The 17,001-nt window shown below is 71.5% G+C and carries 16 protein-coding genes and 1 pseudogene; 8 read left to right on the top strand and 9 right to left on the bottom strand.

Features of this window, described 5'->3' with window-relative positions; genetic code table 11:
- The first annotated feature begins 173 nt into the window (after positions 1–173).
- Both ABZ721_RS14925 and ABZ721_RS14920 read left to right on the top strand, forming a co-directional pair.
- Positions 174–2,450 (top strand): DUF4157 domain-containing protein, encoded by a 2,277-nt coding sequence (locus ABZ721_RS14925; protein ID WP_358789020.1) that lies wholly within the window; start codon positions 174–176, stop codon positions 2,448–2,450.
- A 494-nt stretch (positions 2,451–2,944) separates the two neighbouring features.
- Positions 2,945–3,688 (top strand): phosphotransferase, encoded by a 744-nt coding sequence (locus ABZ721_RS14920; RefSeq protein ID WP_358789019.1) that lies wholly within the window; start codon positions 2,945–2,947, stop codon positions 3,686–3,688.
- Between the two features lie 102 nt (positions 3,689–3,790).
- On the opposite strand, the gene ABZ721_RS14915 is transcribed toward ABZ721_RS14920, so the two are convergent.
- Entirely contained in the window at positions 3,791–4,696 is a 906-nt protein-coding gene (locus ABZ721_RS14915) for a S41 family peptidase (RefSeq protein ID WP_358789018.1), read from the bottom strand.
- Positions 4,697–4,753: 57 nt separating this feature from the next.
- On the opposite strand from ABZ721_RS14915, the gene ABZ721_RS14910 reads away from it, so the two are divergent.
- Positions 4,754–5,296 (top strand): winged helix-turn-helix domain-containing protein, encoded by a 543-nt coding sequence (locus tag ABZ721_RS14910; RefSeq protein ID WP_358789017.1) that lies wholly within the window; start codon positions 4,754–4,756, stop codon positions 5,294–5,296.
- A 49-nt stretch (positions 5,297–5,345) separates the two neighbouring features.
- On the opposite strand, the gene ABZ721_RS14905 is transcribed toward ABZ721_RS14910, so the two are convergent.
- Positions 5,346–5,720, bottom strand: a complete 375-nt coding sequence (locus ABZ721_RS14905) for a helix-turn-helix domain-containing protein (RefSeq protein WP_358789086.1) — start codon at positions 5,718–5,720, stop codon at positions 5,346–5,348.
- 136 nt (positions 5,721–5,856) lie between these two features.
- Here ABZ721_RS14905 and ABZ721_RS14900 point away from each other — a divergent pair, with 136 nt between their 5' ends.
- Positions 5,857–6,714: an alpha/beta hydrolase gene (locus tag ABZ721_RS14900; protein ID WP_358789016.1), complete on the top strand. Its 858-nt coding sequence runs from the start codon at positions 5,857–5,859 to the stop codon at positions 6,712–6,714.
- A 46-nt stretch (positions 6,715–6,760) separates the two neighbouring features.
- Here ABZ721_RS14900 and ABZ721_RS14895 read toward each other — a convergent pair.
- Together ABZ721_RS14895 and ABZ721_RS14890 are read right to left on the bottom strand one after the other, a co-directional pair.
- Positions 6,761–7,026: pseudogene (locus tag ABZ721_RS14895) on the bottom strand (IS5/IS1182 family transposase); the annotation flags it as partial.
- A gap of 376 nt (positions 7,027–7,402) precedes the next feature.
- Positions 7,403–7,771 (bottom strand): VOC family protein, encoded by a 369-nt coding sequence (locus ABZ721_RS14890; protein ID WP_358789015.1) that lies wholly within the window; start codon positions 7,769–7,771, stop codon positions 7,403–7,405.
- 61 nt (positions 7,772–7,832) lie between these two features.
- Between ABZ721_RS14890 and ABZ721_RS14885 the strand changes: the two genes are divergently transcribed.
- The 4 genes from ABZ721_RS14885 (at position 7,833) to ABZ721_RS14870 (ending at position 11,091) form a co-directional block, all read left to right on the top strand.
- Positions 7,833–8,291 carry a MarR family transcriptional regulator gene (locus ABZ721_RS14885; protein WP_358789014.1) on the top strand — a complete coding sequence of 153 codons (459 nt, stop codon included), beginning with the start codon at positions 7,833–7,835 and terminating at the stop codon, positions 8,289–8,291.
- Positions 8,292–8,758: 467 nt separating this feature from the next.
- Complete coding sequence (locus ABZ721_RS14880; RefSeq protein WP_358789013.1) at positions 8,759–9,217, top strand: MarR family transcriptional regulator; 459 nt, start codon at positions 8,759–8,761, stop codon at positions 9,215–9,217.
- On the top strand, positions 9,214–10,698 hold the full coding sequence (locus ABZ721_RS14875; RefSeq protein ID WP_358789012.1) for an MFS transporter: 1,485 nt from the start codon (positions 9,214–9,216) through the stop codon (positions 10,696–10,698). Before ABZ721_RS14880 ends, ABZ721_RS14875 begins: the two co-directional genes overlap by 4 nt.
- Before the next feature lie 99 nt (positions 10,699–10,797).
- Positions 10,798–11,091: a DUF1330 domain-containing protein gene (locus ABZ721_RS14870; protein ID WP_358789011.1), complete on the top strand. Its 294-nt coding sequence runs from the start codon at positions 10,798–10,800 to the stop codon at positions 11,089–11,091.
- Positions 11,092–11,271: 180 nt separating this feature from the next.
- On the opposite strand, the gene ABZ721_RS14865 is transcribed toward ABZ721_RS14870, so the two are convergent.
- The 5 genes from ABZ721_RS14865 to ABZ721_RS14845 form a co-directional block, all read right to left on the bottom strand.
- A complete protein-coding gene (locus ABZ721_RS14865) occupies positions 11,272–11,985 on the bottom strand; it encodes a GAF domain-containing protein (protein ID WP_358789010.1) in 714 nt (237 codons plus the stop codon).
- A gap of 678 nt (positions 11,986–12,663) precedes the next feature.
- Entirely contained in the window at positions 12,664–12,999 is a 336-nt protein-coding gene (locus ABZ721_RS14860) for a hypothetical protein (protein WP_358789009.1), read from the bottom strand.
- On the bottom strand, positions 12,996–14,417 hold the full coding sequence (locus ABZ721_RS14855; protein ID WP_358789008.1) for a PrsW family glutamic-type intramembrane protease: 1,422 nt from the start codon (positions 14,415–14,417) through the stop codon (positions 12,996–12,998). Before ABZ721_RS14855 ends, ABZ721_RS14860 begins: the two co-directional genes overlap by 4 nt.
- Complete coding sequence (locus ABZ721_RS14850; protein WP_358789007.1) at positions 14,414–14,824, bottom strand: hypothetical protein; 411 nt, start codon at positions 14,822–14,824, stop codon at positions 14,414–14,416. The genes ABZ721_RS14855 and ABZ721_RS14850 overlap by 4 nt, the downstream gene beginning before the upstream one ends.
- Entirely contained in the window at positions 14,824–16,980 is a 2,157-nt protein-coding gene (locus tag ABZ721_RS14845) for a hypothetical protein (RefSeq protein ID WP_358789006.1), read from the bottom strand. The genes ABZ721_RS14850 and ABZ721_RS14845 overlap by 1 nt, the downstream gene beginning before the upstream one ends.
- Between the last annotated feature and the right edge of the window lie 21 nt (positions 16,981–17,001).

Raw genomic sequence — 17,001 nt, 5'->3', positions numbered from 1 at the left:
GGCCCGGCACGATGGGTCCGGCGCCGCACCGGGCGTTGCCCCGCCGGGCCGCGGCGGGATCCCTGCGTGCCCTCAACTGCCCTCACCAGTGCCCTTGTTGCCCCTGTAATCGGGCAGGGAGGGAACCTATCCTGGGGCGCGAAGGATCACCGACACCGAGGACCGCGATGAGCATGCGCAAGATCCGGGACACGCAGCAGTCGGCGCAGTCCACCCCGGTGTCGCGGCACTCGGCGCCCGCGCCGCAGCAGCGGCTGCTCGCGCTGCAGCGCAGCGTGGGCAACGCCGCGGTGGTGCAGTCCCTGCGCCTCGCGGGAGATCTTCCCGGCAGCCAGAGCCTGGAGGAAACGCCGCAGCTGGACGCCGGCGCGGAGATCAAGGCGGTGACGTCCCGGAGCGGTGCGCCGCTGAACCCGGTGCAGCGCGCGAGGGCCGAGTCCGCCTTCGGGGAGGACTTCTCCCGCGTCCGGCTGCACACGGACCTCGTCGCCCAGCGGTCCGCGGCGAGTGTGGACGCGCACGCCTACACCGTGGGCGACAACATCGTCTCCGGGTCCGGCAGCATCGATGACCGGACCTTGTTCCACGAGCTGACTCACGTCTCCCAGCAGCGCAAGGGCGCGGTCGCCGGAGCCGACCGCGGGGACGGGGTGCGGGTGTCGGATCCCGGTGACCCCTTCGAGCGCGCGGCGAGCGCCAACGAGCGGCTCGCCGATGCCCCGGCGCCCGCACCGCACCACGCCGGGGACGGGCACGACCACGCGCACGGCGCGCCGGTGCAACGCAGCCTCGCCCAGCCGGGCACCGTGCAGCGGACGAGGGCGCACCCCGGCGAGCAGGGCGCGGGAACGGAGCAGCCGCGCCGCCGGGTGCTGGTGGTCTGCGACCGCAGTGGGCACGGCGGGGGCGGCGTCCCGGTCTTCAACATGGAGCTGGTCAAGGGGCTCAAGGAGGACCACGACGTCACCGTGCTCACCGTCAACGCCGAGGCGGACTACGACCACAAGGGCACGGTCGAGTCCCACGGCGGCGCCCACATCATCAACGCGCAGGTGCCCGACGTGGAGGAGGGACGGGACCGCCTCAAGGTGGTCGCCCAGGGCGCGCCGCGCGACTACCGGTTGCCGGGCGCAGCGGACTCCTTCGACATCGTCATCGGGCACTCCCGCTTCTCCGGGCCGGCCGCGCAGATGATCCGCGACAACTGGTACCCCAGCGCACGCGTGGTGCACTTCTTGCACACCAGTCCCGTACGGCTGGACAAGATCAAGGGAAAGCCGAAGAACGGCGCCGGCAAGGCCATCCAGGAACGTCAGGCCATGCGCAGGCCCGACCTGGTGGCCGGCGTGGGATCGCTGCTCACCAAGGAGGCCGAACGGCTCTCGGACGGCGTGCTGCGCGTCCCGGCACTGCACGAATTCATCCCGGGCACCGAGATCGGCACACCGGTCCAGCCCTCCGCGACCAACCAGGCCAAATACCTGCTGCATCTGCCGCGCAAGCTCAAGGTGCTGCTCCCTGGACGGGCCACGGACGAGATCAAGGGCGTCGAGGCGGCGGTCCGCGCGATCGGCATCCTGCGCCGTCCCAAGGAGGAGGGCGGTCGCGGACTCGATGTCCGGATGACGATCCGCGGCACCCCGGGCCAGGACGACCCCGCCCTCGCCCGGTGGCAGAACATCGTCGACACCCATGGCGCCGGCGGGGTCACCATGCTCCCCTTCACCAAGAACCCGAAGGACCTGGACGACGACCGGGAGGCCACCCACGCGGTGATCATGCCGTCGCTGCACGAAGGCTTCGGCCTGGTCGCCACCGAAGGCGGGGGACGCAGCCTGCCCGTGCTGGTCAACGGCGAGAGCGGTGCAGCTCAGTTCCTGTCCCAGGTGACCAGCGGTTCCTTCATGGGCGTGGTCGACGCGCCCGTCCACATGGATTCCGCCAAGAACACGGAGGTCGACGGCGGCGCCGACGCGCGGGCGCTGGCGTGGGCCGACGCCCTGGAGAGCCTGCGCAAGAACCTGCCGGGTGCCCGCAACCAGGCCGACAAACTGTACGAGCTGCTCAAGGGCTACTCCTGGCGGCACGCCGCCCAGGCCCTGGTGGCGGCCACGATGGCCACCGCACCGCCCCTGAGCGACCACGCGCGCCCCGCGGCCGAGCCCCACCGCGGCGCGATCACCCGGCAGGGCCTGAACGGCTCCGTGGAGCAGGTCCAGGACGAGCGCGGCGAATGGGCGCCGCACGCCTACTGGGACGGCTCCACCGCGGAACCGGCCGGCCTCCTGACCGAGGAGGAGCAGCTCGCCCACCTGAAGAAGCTGGCCATCGCCGTGCGGCCCACCCCCGGCCGGCGCAACACCGCCGAGGTCCGCTACTCCGGGCGCCACACCGGCATCGACGGGAAGCCGCGGCCGAGGCCCCGGGACAACGTCACCTTCTCCCCCTAGAGGGTGATCGGAGGCCGCGTTCGGGTGCGGGGCCCGAGGCCCCCACACCCACGGCACGGCGGCGGGCAGCACGCCGCAACGCGCACGAGAGGGCGCCGCGCGTGTGTCCGGACCGAGGCACCGCGGCAGGTGCGACCGCCGGCTTCCGTTGACGCCGGGGTCCGCAGGACCACCGCCTTCGCCGCACGGAATCCTCACGCCCTCTGGCGCAGGGGCTTGACCGCCATGGAGCCGTGGGCGCGGCACCGTCGTCGACACGGCGAACGTGGCCTGGTGCGGACCGTGTGGCGTATGACGCGGCTCAGGCGCCCGTCGGCGGTCTGGGTCCGGTCCGGGGACCATCGGCGCGCGGACCGGCCTGCCGGGCAGGGGCTTCATCTGGTCAGCGGGCGGTGCCGTGCCCGACCCGCCAGGGAACGGGTCGCGGTCAGCCGCGTCGTCGCCCGCGGCAAACCCGGCGACGCGGACGGCAGCTCCCGGGATACTGGGCGCCCATGGAGGAAGTCCACGTGGTCGTCGCCCATGCCGAGCGCGCGACCCTGCGGGTCGGCGAGGTGTTCCTGAAGGTCGACGCCGATCAGACGCGCCTGGACGTCGAGGTCGCGGCGATGGCCCTGGCACCGGTTCCGACCCCGCGGGTGCTGTGGCGCAAGCCGCCCGTGCTCGCGATCGCGGCCCTGTCGGGGACGGCACTCGGCCGCCTCGGCGAGCCGTCGACCGCGTCCCCGGCCGCGTGGGCCGCGGCCGGTGCCGCCCTCCGGACGCTGCACGACGCGCCGTTGCCGCCCTGGCCCGCCCGGGGCCGGGGCCTCGACGCGCTGGTGGCGGATCTCGACGCCGAGTGCGAGCGGCTCGTGGGGGACGGCGTCCTGGCCGCCGATCTGGTCACCCGCAACCGCCGGGTTGCCGAGGCCGCGCTCCGGCCGTGGACACCGTCGTTCACACACGGCGACCTGCAGCTCACTCATGTGTTCGCCGACGGCGACAAGATCACGGGCATCATCGACTGGTCCGAGGCGGGCCCGGGTGATGCCCTGTACGACCTCGCGACGTTGACGCTCGGACACGAGGAGCACCTCGGTGACGTCGTCGCCGGCTACGGCACCGCCATCGACCTCGACGTGATCCGCGCGTGGTGGTCGGTCCGCAGTCTGCTGGTGGTTCGCTGGCTGGTCGAGCACGGCTTCGACCCGTTCGCGCCGGGCTGTGAGGTCGACGTGCTGCGATCCCGGATGTGAGGGCGCACGGGCCCGCCGTCCTGCGGGTGTTCCGGGGCATCGAGCAGGCCGTCTGCCGGGGCGCGTTGTCTGCCCTCACGCGCCCGCGACCACGGTTTCCGATCAGCCGTCCAGCCGGGCGAGGGCCAGCGTGTGAGCGCGGTCAAGGGCGTCAGCGGCGGCGCAGGGGACGTCCGGCTGGACGCCGGTGCCCTCCCAGTTCGTGCCGGAGACGGGGTTGATGGCGCGGCCGACCGGGATGGCGGCTTCCAGGTGGGGGTGGACGGTCCAGCCGTTGCGCGGGTGCGCTCCCCCGCGGGTGCGCTCGCCGACGACGACGGCGCGGCCGAGCTGTTGCAGGTCGTAGGCCAGCTCCTCGGCGGCGGAGAAGGTGGTGCCGCTGGACAGGACGTACAGCGGTTTGCTGCCTCCGAAGCTCGCTCCGGGAACGTGCGGCTGACTCCAGGACTGTTCGCTGCGCTCGCCGTCGCGCCAGTACATGGTGTTGAGGTGGGTGCGCTGGTCCAGGAGGTAGCTGCAGACGAAGGCGACGGTGTCCGGGTCGCCGCCCCGGTTGGCGCGCAGGTCCACGATAAGCGCCTGGGCGCGGGAGACCAGCGTCAGGGCGGCACTCAGCGGTTCGGCGGCCCATCCCAGCGGAAACAGCATCGGTGCCAGCTCCAGCAGCGCGACGCGGCCATCCAGCAGTTCCGTGCGGGGTGCACCGCCCAGCGAGGTGTCGAAGTCCCGGCGGATGGCCTGCAAGGTGGCTTCCCCCTGCTCCGGGGGGACCGGTTCGGCGTGGTACTTCAAGCTCAGGTGCCGGTCGCCGTTGACGGACTGCAGATCCGCGGTGACCAGCGGGGCGAGGTCCTCGGCGGCGTCGACGTCATAGGCGCCCTCGTGCAGGCGCCGCCGCAGCAAGGCGGCGAGTTGCTCAGCTATCTCGGGGAACACGTAGTGCTCGGTCAGGAGTTGGGCGGTCTCGTCGATGACCGGGGCTGGCTGAAGTTTCGTAGGCGTCGTCATGACCGGGAGTAGAGCATCACCCTTGCGAAAGCGTCAAGCTAATTGGACACTTTCGGTATGAGCAACCAACCCTCCCATCAGCCCCCTCCTGAGGACGTCCTGGAGATCCGTGCGCCCGAGCAGTTCGCGGCGCTGGCTCACCCCTTGCGCCAGCGGCTGCTCTTCGCCCTGGGCCAGCGGCCGGCCACCCTCAGCCAGCTGGCGGCGCAACTCGACGCGAAGAAGGGCACCGTGGCCCATCACGTCAAAGTGCTCCGCGAAGCCGGGATCGTCCACGTCGCCGAGAGCCGCCAGGTCCGCGGCGGCACGGAGCAGTACTTCCAGCGCACGGCCCGGCGCATGCTGGTTGCCGAACCACAAGCGGCCGGCACCGCCGCGATGCTGGCCGCGGTCGCCCAGGAACTGGACCTCGCACCGGGCGAGACCCACCTGACCCTGCGCCACCTGCGGCTGAGCCCCGCGAAGGCCGGAGAACTCGGGAGGATTCTCGCCGGCCTGGTCGACGAGGCGGAGGAGGACGCAGCGGACCAGCCCGTGCACGGCGTGCTGGTCGCGCTCTATCAACAGGCCCTGCCGGCCGTCGCCACCCCTGCGGAGTAGTCCACAGCGAGGACCCGAGGCCTCCGTACTGAGCGGGGAATCCGCCGGCCTATCCCTCGCCGGCCTCCTGGGCGTCGGCTGCGTTGGCACGGCCGATCTCGGCCATGTGCTCCTCCGCCCAGGTCCGCAGCCCCGCCAGCGCGGCTTCCAGGGACAGCCCCAGGCCGGTGAGCCGGTAGAAGACCCGCGGGGGCACGCTCGGTTCGACGCGGCGCGAGACCAGCCCGTCGCTGGTCAGGCTTCGCAGCGTCACCGACAGCATCTTCTGCGAGACGCCGGGCATCCGGCGCTTCAACTCCGCGAAGCGCACCTCGTCCGGCGCGGCATCGGCGAGCGTCTTCACCGCCATGGACGTCCACTTCGTCCCGATGCGGTCCAGCAACTGCCGCGTCGGGCAGTGGGGATCGAACAGATCACCGCGCATCCCGCGACCGGCGTCCGACGCTCCTTGGGTGGTCACCTGCGGCTCACCACCTTCCCTGAAAGTGCCGCCTTGGAAGCGGCCGGATAGTTACTTATCGTTTCGTAGTAACCAATGGTAACCATCGGGAGGAGTCATCGTGCCGGTGACCGCCGCACCCCATCTGCGCCGCGTCGCGACGAACGGCGTCGAACTGAACGTCGCCATCGCGGGGGACGGACCTGCCGTTCTCCTGCTGCACGGCTTCCCGCACACCTGGCAACTCTGGAGCGGCATCTTGGGCCGACTGGCCCGTCGGTACCGGGTCATCGCCCCGGACCTGCGCGGCTTCGGCGCCAGTGAACGTGCCGTCGACGGCTACGACGCCGGCACCCTCGCCGCCGACGCCGCGGGGCTGCTCGACGCCCTCGGCGAACCCTCGGCAGCGGTGGTCGCCATCGACGCGGGCGCCGCCCCCGCCGCCCTGCTCGCGCTGCGCCGGCCCGACCTCGTCCGGCGCCTGGTCGTGATGGAAGCGCTGCTCGGCCGTCTGCCCGGAGCAGAGCACGTCGTCGCGGGCGGCCCCCCGTGGTGGTTCGGCTTCCACGCCGTCCCCGGTCTCGCCGAGACCGTCCTGGCCGGCAACGAGGCCCCGTACATCGACTTCTTCCTCGACGCGGGGACGCGCGGGCGCGGAGTACCCGACGCCATCCGTGCGGCCTTCGTCCACGCGTACACCGGGAGCGAGGCCTTGCGCTGCGCGTTCGCCTACTACCGGGCCCTGCCCACCAGCGCGCAGCAGCTGCAGGATGCGGTCGTGACGGGCCGGCTGACCATGCCCACTCTGGCGATCGGCTCGCATCCCGTCGGCACGGGCCTCGCACGCCAACTCCGTCCCTTCACCGATGATCTGGTCGGGCACCAGGTCCCGAACTGCGGCCACATCATCCCCCTCGACCGCCCCGACGCCTTGCTCGCGCTCCTCACCCCCTTCCTCGCCGCCGATCTGCCGACGTGACCGGAGCGGGGCCGAAGGATCACCGCCGGCCATGGGAGCGTTCGTTTCAGCGGTGAGTTGTCCAGGACCGCCGGATCAGCCTGCGCACGGTGATGACTGGGTCGGCGAAGTCGAGCACGGCATCCATCACCGTGACGCGACGCTCGTCGTACTGGGCGAGGCGATGAACGGCGTTCTCCCACGCATGAGCGCGTTCGCCGTGCCCACGCCGACGGGCTCGGATGAGTGCCTTCTCCCCTGGTGCACGATGCGTTCGCGCAGGCCGCGTTCGCCGGTGTCCAGGCGCACGGTGACGGCGTCGGGCGGCGGCCCTCCAGGATCCCAAAGTGGTTCAGCCCGTCATGATGGCGCTGCGGGCGCCAGAGCCTCCAGCGCCCACGGCGCGTCGCGACTCCGTGATCGCCGTGGCGCATGTCAGCCGCAGGCCGACACTCCGACAGCCGCTGCGCGGACCCGCACCCCCTGCGGGAGGCGACGCGGCAGGGAAGGGATGCCCGCTCCCGGGACTCGACCGCGGGAATGACCGTGGGGTCCGGGCCATGGGGCCAGGTCCACGGGGTCAGGGCCGTGGGGTCAGGGCCGTCGAGAGGAGTGGTGCAGAGCCTGCCTCCTTGCACGACCTCAACCTCGAGCCTGGGGCGTCATCGCGGTCTTCGGGGCCGGGTGATCGTCGGTGGCGCATGAGACCTCAAGCGCGGTCGTGGAGGGTGACGTGGTAGCCGTCGGGGTCGGCGAAGGTGAAGGTCCGGCCGAAGGGACCGTCGATCGGTGCGGAGACGATGGCGTGACCGTCGGCGACGAGCGCATCGTGGATGGCCTGGACGTCAGTGGCGTGGAGCCAGATCGCGGCACCGATGCCGGGCCGGACCACCGATGCGAGATCGGTGCCGGGGACGACATCGCGCAAGGCGAACGCGATCGGCTTCGTCTCGAAGACGACGGCGTGCGGAGGTCCGGCCGGCGAGCGGACGAGGCCGAGGTACTGCTCGTAGAACGCCCGCGAAGCGTCGAGGTCACGCGCCTGCAGCGAGAGAAAGTCGGGTCCGGTGACGGGCATGACGAAACTCCTTCATTCATGTCAGTTTTCTGACACGCCGAATCTATGTCAGAATACTGACATGAGGCAAGACGGTGCCGGCATCGACCTGGACACATCACTGGGCTACCTGCTGAAAGAGGCATCGAGCGCCCTGCGCGCCGCCATGGAGGCCGTGCTGCGGCCGCTCGGGATGAGCGTGACGCACTACTCGTGCCTCGAACTGCTGGCCCAGCGCCCGGGCCTGTCGAACTCCGACCTCGCACGAGGCGCGTTCGTGACCCGGCAGTCGATGAACACCTTGCTGCAGTCCCTGGAGCGGGACGGCTACGTGACCAGACCCGCCCAGGCACCGGTCGGGAAGGTTCTCCCCACCCAGCTCACAGCCCGCGGCCGGAAAAGCCTGGAGCAGGCGACCGTAGCGGTCCGCTCCGTCGAGGTCAGAATGCTGGCCGGCCTGACCGCACCCGAGCAGTCCGCCGCGCTCCACATCCTACGGAGCATGATTCACTCGCTGCGCGACAACCAGGACGGGGCATAGAGGACGCGCGCGCGTCACCGTGCCTGGCGGGCACGGCGCGCCGGCAGGGGCTCGACGGGTGCACAACGCCCGCGACGCCCCGTGAATCTTCGAGTGGCGACGCCGTCGGCGCCGACGACATGCCGATGTGGACCCCGGGCGGCCGCGCCGCTGGGTACGCAATCGTCCGGGGGACCTGCCCGTGGGTGGACGGCGAACCGGTCCGACCTGGACCAACTCCCGATGACGGTGCGTCGACGCGCAGCGCCGGAGCAGTGACGCCCATCGAGGCGCCACCGCCGATGCCACCGCGGTGGTGCGCGACGCGCTGCCGCACGTCAGCACATGGTGGCCAAAGTCCCTCGCCGCGCTCACGACCGGCATCACCACGCCGCCTCCACAGGGGTCAACAGGGCGCTCAGAACCGCGCGCCGAACGCCGATCGGGGAATACATAAAGTATTCATATAAACTTGCTATGCTTCAGGCATGAGTCGCCGAGACGCCGCGCACGACGCATCCGAAGCCATCGGGTCAGCCCTCTACGGCCTGGCCACCAGAGCCGTCAGACGCCTCCCCCGCGACATGAGCCTGACGTCCGCCGCCACCTTGGCCACTTTGGACAAGACCGGCCCGCGACGGATCACCGATCTGGCCGTGGCCGAGGGCGTCACCCAGCCCGCGATGACCGTCCTGGTCCGGGTGATGGAGGAATCCGGGCTGGTCGAGCGGCAGGGCGATCCGTCCGACAAGCGGGTCACGCTGGTGTGCCTGACCGAGGCCGGCGCATCGTACGTCCGGGCGCGACGCCAGGCGGGCGTCGACGCGTACGCACGGTTGATCGACGAACTCACCGGTGCCGAGATCGACGCCCTGGCAGCAGCCCTGCCGGCGCTGCTGCACCTGGCGGAGCTCGAACGCCACGCCCGTGCGGAGTCGGACCGGTGACCGCGGCCCCGGCTCAAGGCCGGCCCACGGGCACTGCCCCGATACGTTCCGAGGCCCATCGGCTGGTCCCTGCGCTGCTGTTCATCGCCCTGGTCGTGGCGGCAGTCGCCAGCCTCGGGACACCCCTCATCACCAGCGTGGCGACCACGTTCCATGTCTCCCTCGACAGCGCGCAGTGGACACTGACCATCGCCCTGCTCAGCGGCGCCGTCGCCACACCCGTCCTCGGCCGGCTCGGCGCCGGCCCGCACCGGCGGGCCACGATCCTCACCACGCTGGCCATCGTCGTCGCCGGCAGCACGCTCACCGTGCTGCCCCTGCCGTTCGCATGGCTGCTGGTGGGCCGAGCAGCCCAAGGCGTCGGCCTCGGTCTCACGGCGCTGATGATGGGCGTGGCCCGTGACCATCTCCCCGAGGAGCGCAGCGCGGCCACGATCGCTCTGATCTCCGTGGTCTCCATCATCGGCGCCGGCGTCGGCTACCCGCTGGCCGCGCTCCTCGCCGAGTTCGGGGGCCTGCGGGCCGCCTACGGCCTCGGCCTGCTCGTCACCGCTCTCGCCCTCCTGGCCGCGTGGCGCTCCCTGCCCGCAGCTCCCGCAGGCCGCTCCGCTCCTGTGAACGTGACCGGTGCGCTCCTCCTGGCGGGTGGACTGCTCCTCGTCCTGTTCCTGGCGGGCGACAGGAGCCTGTGGAGCCGACACCTTGCCGGGGCGGTGGCCCTTGCCGTCGCCGCCGTCCTCCTGCTCTGTGTCTGGGTCGTGTGCGAACTGCGCACCTCGACGCCCCTGGTCGACGTCCGGGCCGTACGGCACCCGGCGGTCGCCGGGGCGAACCTGGCCATGTTCGTCGGCGGGAGCGGCATGTACCTCCTGCTCACGCTCCTCACCCGCTACGCGCAGACGCCGCACAGCGCCGGCTACGGCTTCGGACTGACCACCTTCGGGGCGGGGCTGGTCCTCATCCCGTTCTCCGTGCTGGGGTTCGTCGCCGGCAAGCTCACGCCGCGGTTCCGGACGCGGATCGACGGTCCCCTGCTCCTGGCCGGCAGCGCGGTCATCGTCGGTGGCGGGTTCGTCCTGTTCGCCACCGCCCGGTCCACCGTGGCCGAACTCCTCACGGCCATGGGCGTGCTGGGCTTCGGCGTCGGCAGCTTCTCGGCTGCCATGCCCGGCGTCATCCTGGCCGTCACCCCCCAGAGCGAGACATCGAGCGCTATGAGCTTCAACTACGTGGTCCGCAGCGTCGGGTACTCCCTGGGCAGCGCCCTCGGCGGTCTGGCTCTGGCCGCCGGCACCCCCACGGGCCGCCTCTTCCCGAACGACGACGCCTACACGACCGCGGCACTCCTCGGCGTGGCCGCGATGGCGGTCACGGCGCTGGCCGCCCTCGCCCTCGCCCGCCGCCCCGCACCCGAGACCCATCCGATCACCGCCCCACCCGGCGTGCCGGGCCGGGGCCGGTCGCGTCGCACCGGAGACTGAGGAGCGAAGTCGTCCGGCGTCGACGCCGTCTCCGTCGGCTCGCTCCCCCCTGCGCACCGTCCAGGGACCTGAACATCCATTTCGAACACAGGAGGTACCGTGGCCAAGGGCTATTGGATCAGCGCCTACCGCACCATTGCGGACCCCGACAAGCTGGCTGCCTACAGCGAACTGGCGGGTCCGGCCGTCAGGGCCGCCGGCGGGCGCCCGCTCGCCCGCGGCGGCCGGGTCGTCGCCCACGACGACGGAATCGCCGAGCGCACCGTCCTGATCGAGTTCGACAGCTTCGAACAGGCGGTCGCCGCACATGCGAGTGCGGCCTACCAGGAGGCGCTGGCCACACTTGCTGACGCCGTTGAGCGTGACTTCCGCATCATCGAAGGCCTCGACTGACGATCTCGGCCGAGGCGGCGACGAACCCGACGCCGACTGCGGGAATCACCCCGGCTCGTCAGCGCGCCGCGCCTTCGCGGACAGCGTCAGGCCAGGGGCATCGGTGGTGATGTCCCGCCCGGCGACGGCTCCCGGCGGCGCGGCGGCACGTTGCCCCGATGTAGGCCGGCCCCGCGGTTCTCATCCGTCGGAGGTCGGCGGAGGATCGAGCAGGTCGGCGGCGATGGCGGACAGCGGGCGGCCCGTCACGAAGGCTTCCGCCCGCATGCGGTCCAGCGCCTCCAGGACCGTGATCCCCCTGCGGACTGCCAGCATGCCCGCAGCCCGGTACGTCGCCCCCCAGTGCGTAGCAATCATGTCCGTGGGCTCCCAGGGCGGCGCCTCCTCATCCGCCAGCAGCCGCCGATACACCGGCAGCAGGACCTGGGCTACCGCCTGTACCGCCAACTCCGCCCGACGTAGAAATGGCGGATCCGCCGGCGCCGGCTGGTCGCGGATCAGATCGACCGCGCCCAGTGCCTGCCCGCCCACCAGCAGCGGGAAGCCGTACACCGCGCCCACCTGGGGCAGCAGTTCACGGGCGCAGGCACCGAACAACGGCCAGCGAGTCAGCTCTCCGTGCAGGTCGGCCACCAGCACCGGAACCCGGTCCCGCGCGGCATCGATGCACGGCCCCTCCCCGAGGGTGAACTGCAACTCCTCCAACCGCAACGCGGCGGGCCGCGACGCACACAGCAACTGCCGCACCGGGGTATGGGTCAGCAACGAAATCGTGACCCCATCCACGTCGAGCCCCTCACGCAGCGCATGGCACACCCGCTGGGGTAGACCCGCCTCATCACCCCCGGCAACAGCAGCCAGCACCAACCATGCCGCAGCAGATTCGTCCGCCATTGAACCACCCACTTCGTCGTCCCCCGGGCACCTACCCGGCTCCGCGCCCCTTTCCCCACCGGCCCGCCCGCCCATGTGGTTCTCGCGCACGGGCCGTAGCACGGAGACGTGGGCGTGGCAGCGTAGTCGACACCACCCCCTGGGTGGCGGCGCGCAGTGGAACGGCTACGGCAATAGCAGGAGCCGTGCCAGGCGAAGCGGCAGCATTCCCGGCCGGACATCACCGCCGGAACGGCAACCGACGAACGTGGACACATCAGCGGATGAGACATGCCCATAGATACGGTGCAAGAGCTCAGATACGAGGGTGAGCGCTGCCACGACAGCGCTACCCGCCCGCCGCTCCGCCCTGTCTGGCGACGGGCGGCCCTGTGGGGCACGGACTCCTGACGACCGCTGCCCACCGTCAACTCGACTTGGTGGCATGGTGGTTCGCTGGAGGGGTGCGTCCATGGGCGAGGCTGCCCCTCGTCCTACAGCGCGGCGTAGGTGCGGAGTCCCACCAGGCGCCGCGGACGGGAACACGCCCCACAGACGCGGCCCCCTCAGCGATTGCGACACGCGGTCCGCTCGGATCCGATCCTGCGTGATTCTCGTCATCGGGCACCGGGCAGCGCCGGCACACCTCTTCTGGCCCTGGAGCGGTTCCGCCGACCCCGCAACCACCGCGCGGTGCCCTCAGGGGGCGGCCTGTTGCCCGGTCGGTGCCTCTTGCTGGGCAGTGGCCGCGAAGCCGGCGTCGACCACGGCCAGGTCCGCGTCCGTGACGTCACGGCCCCGGCGTATCGCCAGCAGCAGCCAGGCCAGGCCCACCAGGGCCAGAACGGCCCAGACGGTGGCGGAGGCGGTGGCGGCGGCGTGCGTGGGGCAGCCACCGCTGGGCAGCGAGCGGCCGCCGCGGTAGTTGGGAGCGGCGCACTGCGCGACCGCGGGATCCGGGGCCCCCAGCACAACGGCCGCCGCAAGAAGAGGAGACCACACGGCCAGGGGCTGAAGGGCGCGGGATCGGGTCACGACGGGACTCCTTGCTCGGGATGGGCCGGATGAGCCTGCGGAGCCGTCGAGAACCCCTTCAACGCCATGACGTGGTCGCTCTGTCGCGCCAGCGGTGTGCTCAACAGGCGTAGCTGAGTCTGCTGCAGGCAGATCAGATGGCGCAGCCCGGCGGTGCCGTCGCGCCGCCAAACCCGCAGTTCGAGCAGCAGGCGCCGGCGCGGGGACAGCAGCAGCTCGCCCTCGACGGGTGTCACCGCCAGGCGGCCTGCCCCCGTCTGGTACCGCAGCGCCGCGCGCAGCTCGGCCGCTTGATCGCGCAGGCCCCGCCGCAGCAGCAGGACGCCCAGGACCACGAACGGGCCGGTGACGAGCAGCGTGACCAGCGGCACGCCCAGGAGCACCCCGAGCACCTCGTTGCCGGTGAACAGGTCCTTGCGCCACCGGTCGAGCAGCGGCGTGGCGGTGTCGAGCAGGAAGTGGCCGCCGAAAGCGGCGAGCAGCCCTGACGCGCCCGCGGTGATCCGCTCCCGGCGGTTGGTGGCCCGCAGTGCCGTGCCGAACCCGGCCCCCGCCAGCGCGGTGAACGCGCTGTGCACGGTCAGCACGCCCACGACCTGGCGGGTCCAGAACTGGGCGGCTGCCTGGCCGGGTTCGATCTCCGCCACATAGCGGACGGTTTCGGTAAGGTTGAAGCCCAAGCCCACGGCGGCTCCGAGCACCAGCCCGGGGATCAGCCCCTCGGCATACCGGCGGAAGACCAGCACAAGCAGGGCGACGCCGGCCGCCTTGCCGAGTTCGGCGAACAGGTCCGCGTTGAGCGCTGACAGGGCCAGCAGCGTGCGGATCGAGCCCCGCGGGTGCTGGAAGTCCATGACGTAGCCGCCTGCGTACCAGGCGAACCACAGGGTCATGACGATTGCGAACCCGGCTCCCACCAGCGCGCCCCAGCCGAACGCCAGGAGTGTCAGCCGGGCGGGCAGCCGCACGTACAGCTGGGCCCGGTGCACGATCAACAGCGCGACACCGGAGGTTGGCAGGCATAGCAGCGCGGTCAGCGGCGCCCCGGACAGTGCGTCGACCGCCATCGCGGTGTACGGCAGCAGCAACACCGCTAGGACGGCCGCCCGGCAGGCACGCACGACCCGCCGCCGGCCGGAGCGGTGCGCGGTGTACAGCACCGGGGTGAGCAGCAGGGCGATGCTCCAGCCGGTGTACAGCAGCGTGCGGGTCAGCTTCAGCGCGGGTGGTTGGGGCAACAAATAGATCCGCATCCACGGCAGCGGAGAGCGGATGGCGGGTTCGGCCCAGTACAGCACCTGCGCCATCGCGAAGGCCGCGGAGAGCACCAGGGCGATGGCCAGGGCGATGCGCCACGGGCGGCGGAAGGTATCGGGGGCTGTCTGCGGGGGTGGAGGCGGGAGCAGGGGCAGGGTCATCGGGGGCCTCCGGACGGGGCGGAATCGGGGGGCCCGGTGGGAAAGCCCGACGGAAAGGCGGTGGGGAAGTCCGTCGGCAGGCCGGTGGGAAAGCCCGTCGGCAGGCCGGTCGGAAGGTCGGTCGGAAGGTCGGTCGGAAGGTCGGTGGGGAGATCGGTGGGGAGATCGGAGGGCAGCGGAGGCATGCCGGACCGCGACGGCACCGTGGGCATCTTCTCCGGCAGCGGGATGGGCGACTCGGTGGTGAACGCGGCGAGGGTGCCCAGGGCGAGCGCCACCGCGCCCAGGACCCCGACAGCGGCCAGCAGCCGAAGAGGCGGGCGCCGCGGCGAATCGACGGACTGCGGCGGCTGCGGCGGTCCGACGGGCTGCGGCGGTATGGGCGGTTGCGGGCCGGGGTGGGTCATCAGGGCCTCGGGGTGCGGAACGGCCCGCGCGGGCGGGAGACGGCCGCACGGCGCAGGGGGCTGATGGAACCGGCGGCGCCGAGGCGGCGTCGGTGCCACCACAGCAGTCCTCCCACCGCCACCAGCAGGACGGGCAGCACCCGGATGGCCAGGGCGGTGCGGGACAGCGCCCCCTCGGCCGCATCCAGGCCGGCGGCCTGCCGGGGTGTGGGAGCCCCGAGCCAGATCGCATCACCGGGGTCGGACAGGTCCGCGGTCCGCAGTGAGCGCTGCACCTGCGGGGCGAACACCGCGGCCGGTGCGTCGCGCAACGGCACTGTGTTCAGGTCCACGCCTCCGTAGGTGTAGGTACTGACGTAGTCCGTGGTGCCCCGGGTGGTGCGCCGGGTAACCTTGAACTCGCCCTTGGTGTACGACTTCACGAACGCGTCGAAGGTGTCGGTGGGTTTCCAGGTCGTCTTGGTGGGCCAGGCCCGCACGTCTTCTCGGTCGATCAGGGCTCCGTAGGTGGTGTGCCGGGTGCGGCTCAGGTTGCGGTACCACTCGGCGGCCACCCGGGCCAGGTAGACGCGGCGCAGGTCGGCGTAGTCCGGGCCGGTGTTGATGGCCTGCTTCAGCTTGGGCAGCACCAGATCGCGATAGACCTGCTCGTTGTACTCCTCGGTGGCCGCATCCTGGCGGGGGCAGTTCTGCCCGCGCGTCACACCGCGGGACTTGAGGTACTGGGTGTCCATCTTCACGTCCAGCGGCGCGTCGAGGATGTACAGCTTGTCGCCGTCCTGATGGACCGAGGCAGGCGCGGGCACGATCCAGGTGCGGAACGACAGGCACTGCCCCTTGACGCGGTTCCACAACTCCTTGCCGGCCCCGGTCTCGGGGTGGATCAGCGTGCCGACGGTCTTCTTCATCCGCAGGTCGGCCTGGAGCAGCACGCGGCCGGCGTCGGTTGACCCCAGGCGGGCGTCGACGATGCGGTCGGGCTGGTCGGGGTTCAGATTGACCCAGAAGGCGCCGGGACGCAGTGACAGCCATACGAAGAAGGCGTTCGAGCTAAGCAGGGCGGCGTCCATGCCGGTGCTGGTGCGCGCGTCCCCTCGCAGCGGGTCCCGGCGCGCGGCGAAGGAGTACTGCAGGCCGGACCCGTCCCCCGGGTCCGCCAGGTAGCGCAGGTTCATCGTGGTGAAGTCGATGCCTCCGGGCCCGGTGGAGGGGCCGCCGGTCAGGGTCTGCCCCAATCCGGTAGCCGCGCCGGTTCCCCCGCTCGCCGGGGAGGATCCGCCTGCGGACGGGTCACAGGGGGCGGCCCGGAGGACCGCGGAGCCCATCGCACCGGCGGACGGCGGGCACGGCTTGCCGCTCGGATCGTGGGAGTACGCGAAGAGTTGGAGGGCGGCACTTGCAGTGGAGTTCGGGTGGTCGGTCCCGAGCTTCTTGACCGCATCCAGATCCAGCCCGATCTGCTGCGTCGCGGTGGAGGACCGGGTCCGCCGCAGATTGCCGAATTTCTCGTTGATCCGCCGGACCTCCTCCGCGCGCCACTTCGCGCTGCGGTCCAGTCGCTTGCGTGCAGCGGCCAGCTGCCGCTGCTGTTCGGCCGTTTCCTCCACGGACAGGCCGTAGCGGTGGGCGTAGAAGGTCGGCAGGTCGGACGGGTAGAGACCCGCGCATTGCGAGCACTGCTGCCGCTCCGAGATACCGAGCACCCGAGCGCTGGGAGGAATCTTGTAGTCCTGGAGATGCCGTTGGATCACGGCCTCGGAATGCTCCCGCTCAAGGGTCTTCGCGGAGGTCGCATCCTCCTGCTCCGGAAGGTTCAGCGCACTGACCGCCACCAGTTCACTCACCCCCCTGCCCCGGAGCTGGGCCACGAGTGCCGGGGGCAGGAACGGCGCCACCGAGTCGAGCCAGACGACGGAGTTCCGCCAGAAGGCGTGGGTGGGCGAGGCGGCGGCTCGATCCTTCAGCATCCTCATCATCGTCGCCTCGAGGCCCAGAGGATTGAGCAGCTCGACGGCCCCGTTGCGGTGCGCGTTGAACGCCGCATCCCGGTCACCGAGCGCAAGGCGCTGGTAGAACTCGAGGCGCAAGTCCGTGATCGGCAGCATCAGCGGGTGGAACAGCAGGTTCTTGCCTTGGTACCGCTTGTCCTGCGACAAGTCCGTTCCCGTGGCGGAGCC

It is taken from the genome of Streptomyces sp. NPDC006733, from assembly GCF_040636125.1.
Classification (GTDB): Bacteria; Actinomycetota; Actinomycetes; order Streptomycetales; family Streptomycetaceae; genus Actinacidiphila.
The sequence above is the reverse complement of the archived record's forward strand: the minus strand, read 5'-3'. Positions and strand labels throughout refer to the sequence as shown.

Excerpts from the sequence above, each read along its gene's own strand:
- ABZ721_RS14925 (WP_358789020.1), top strand. The coding sequence starts at position 174 with ATGCGCAAGATCCGGGACACGCAGCAGTCGGCGCAGTCCACCCCGGTG.
- ABZ721_RS14920 (WP_358789019.1), top strand. The coding sequence starts at position 2,945 with ATGGAGGAAGTCCACGTGGTCGTCGCCCATGCCGAGCGCGCGACCCTG.
- ABZ721_RS14915 (WP_358789018.1), bottom strand. The coding sequence starts at position 4,696 with ATGACGACGCCTACGAAACTTCAGCCAGCCCCGGTCATCGACGAGACC.
- ABZ721_RS14910 (WP_358789017.1), top strand. The coding sequence starts at position 4,754 with ATGAGCAACCAACCCTCCCATCAGCCCCCTCCTGAGGACGTCCTGGAG.
- ABZ721_RS14905 (WP_358789086.1), bottom strand. The coding sequence starts at position 5,720 with ATGCGCGGTGATCTGTTCGATCCCCACTGCCCGACGCGGCAGTTGCTG.
- ABZ721_RS14890 (WP_358789015.1), bottom strand. The coding sequence starts at position 7,771 with ATGCCCGTCACCGGACCCGACTTTCTCTCGCTGCAGGCGCGTGACCTC.
- ABZ721_RS14885 (WP_358789014.1), top strand. The coding sequence starts at position 7,833 with ATGAGGCAAGACGGTGCCGGCATCGACCTGGACACATCACTGGGCTAC.
- ABZ721_RS14880 (WP_358789013.1), top strand. The coding sequence starts at position 8,759 with ATGAGTCGCCGAGACGCCGCGCACGACGCATCCGAAGCCATCGGGTCA.
- ABZ721_RS14865 (WP_358789010.1), bottom strand. The coding sequence starts at position 11,985 with ATGGCGGACGAATCTGCTGCGGCATGGTTGGTGCTGGCTGCTGTTGCC.
- ABZ721_RS14855 (WP_358789008.1), bottom strand. The coding sequence starts at position 14,417 with ATGACCCTGCCCCTGCTCCCGCCTCCACCCCCGCAGACAGCCCCCGAT.
- ABZ721_RS14850 (WP_358789007.1), bottom strand. The coding sequence starts at position 14,824 with ATGACCCACCCCGGCCCGCAACCGCCCATACCGCCGCAGCCCGTCGGA.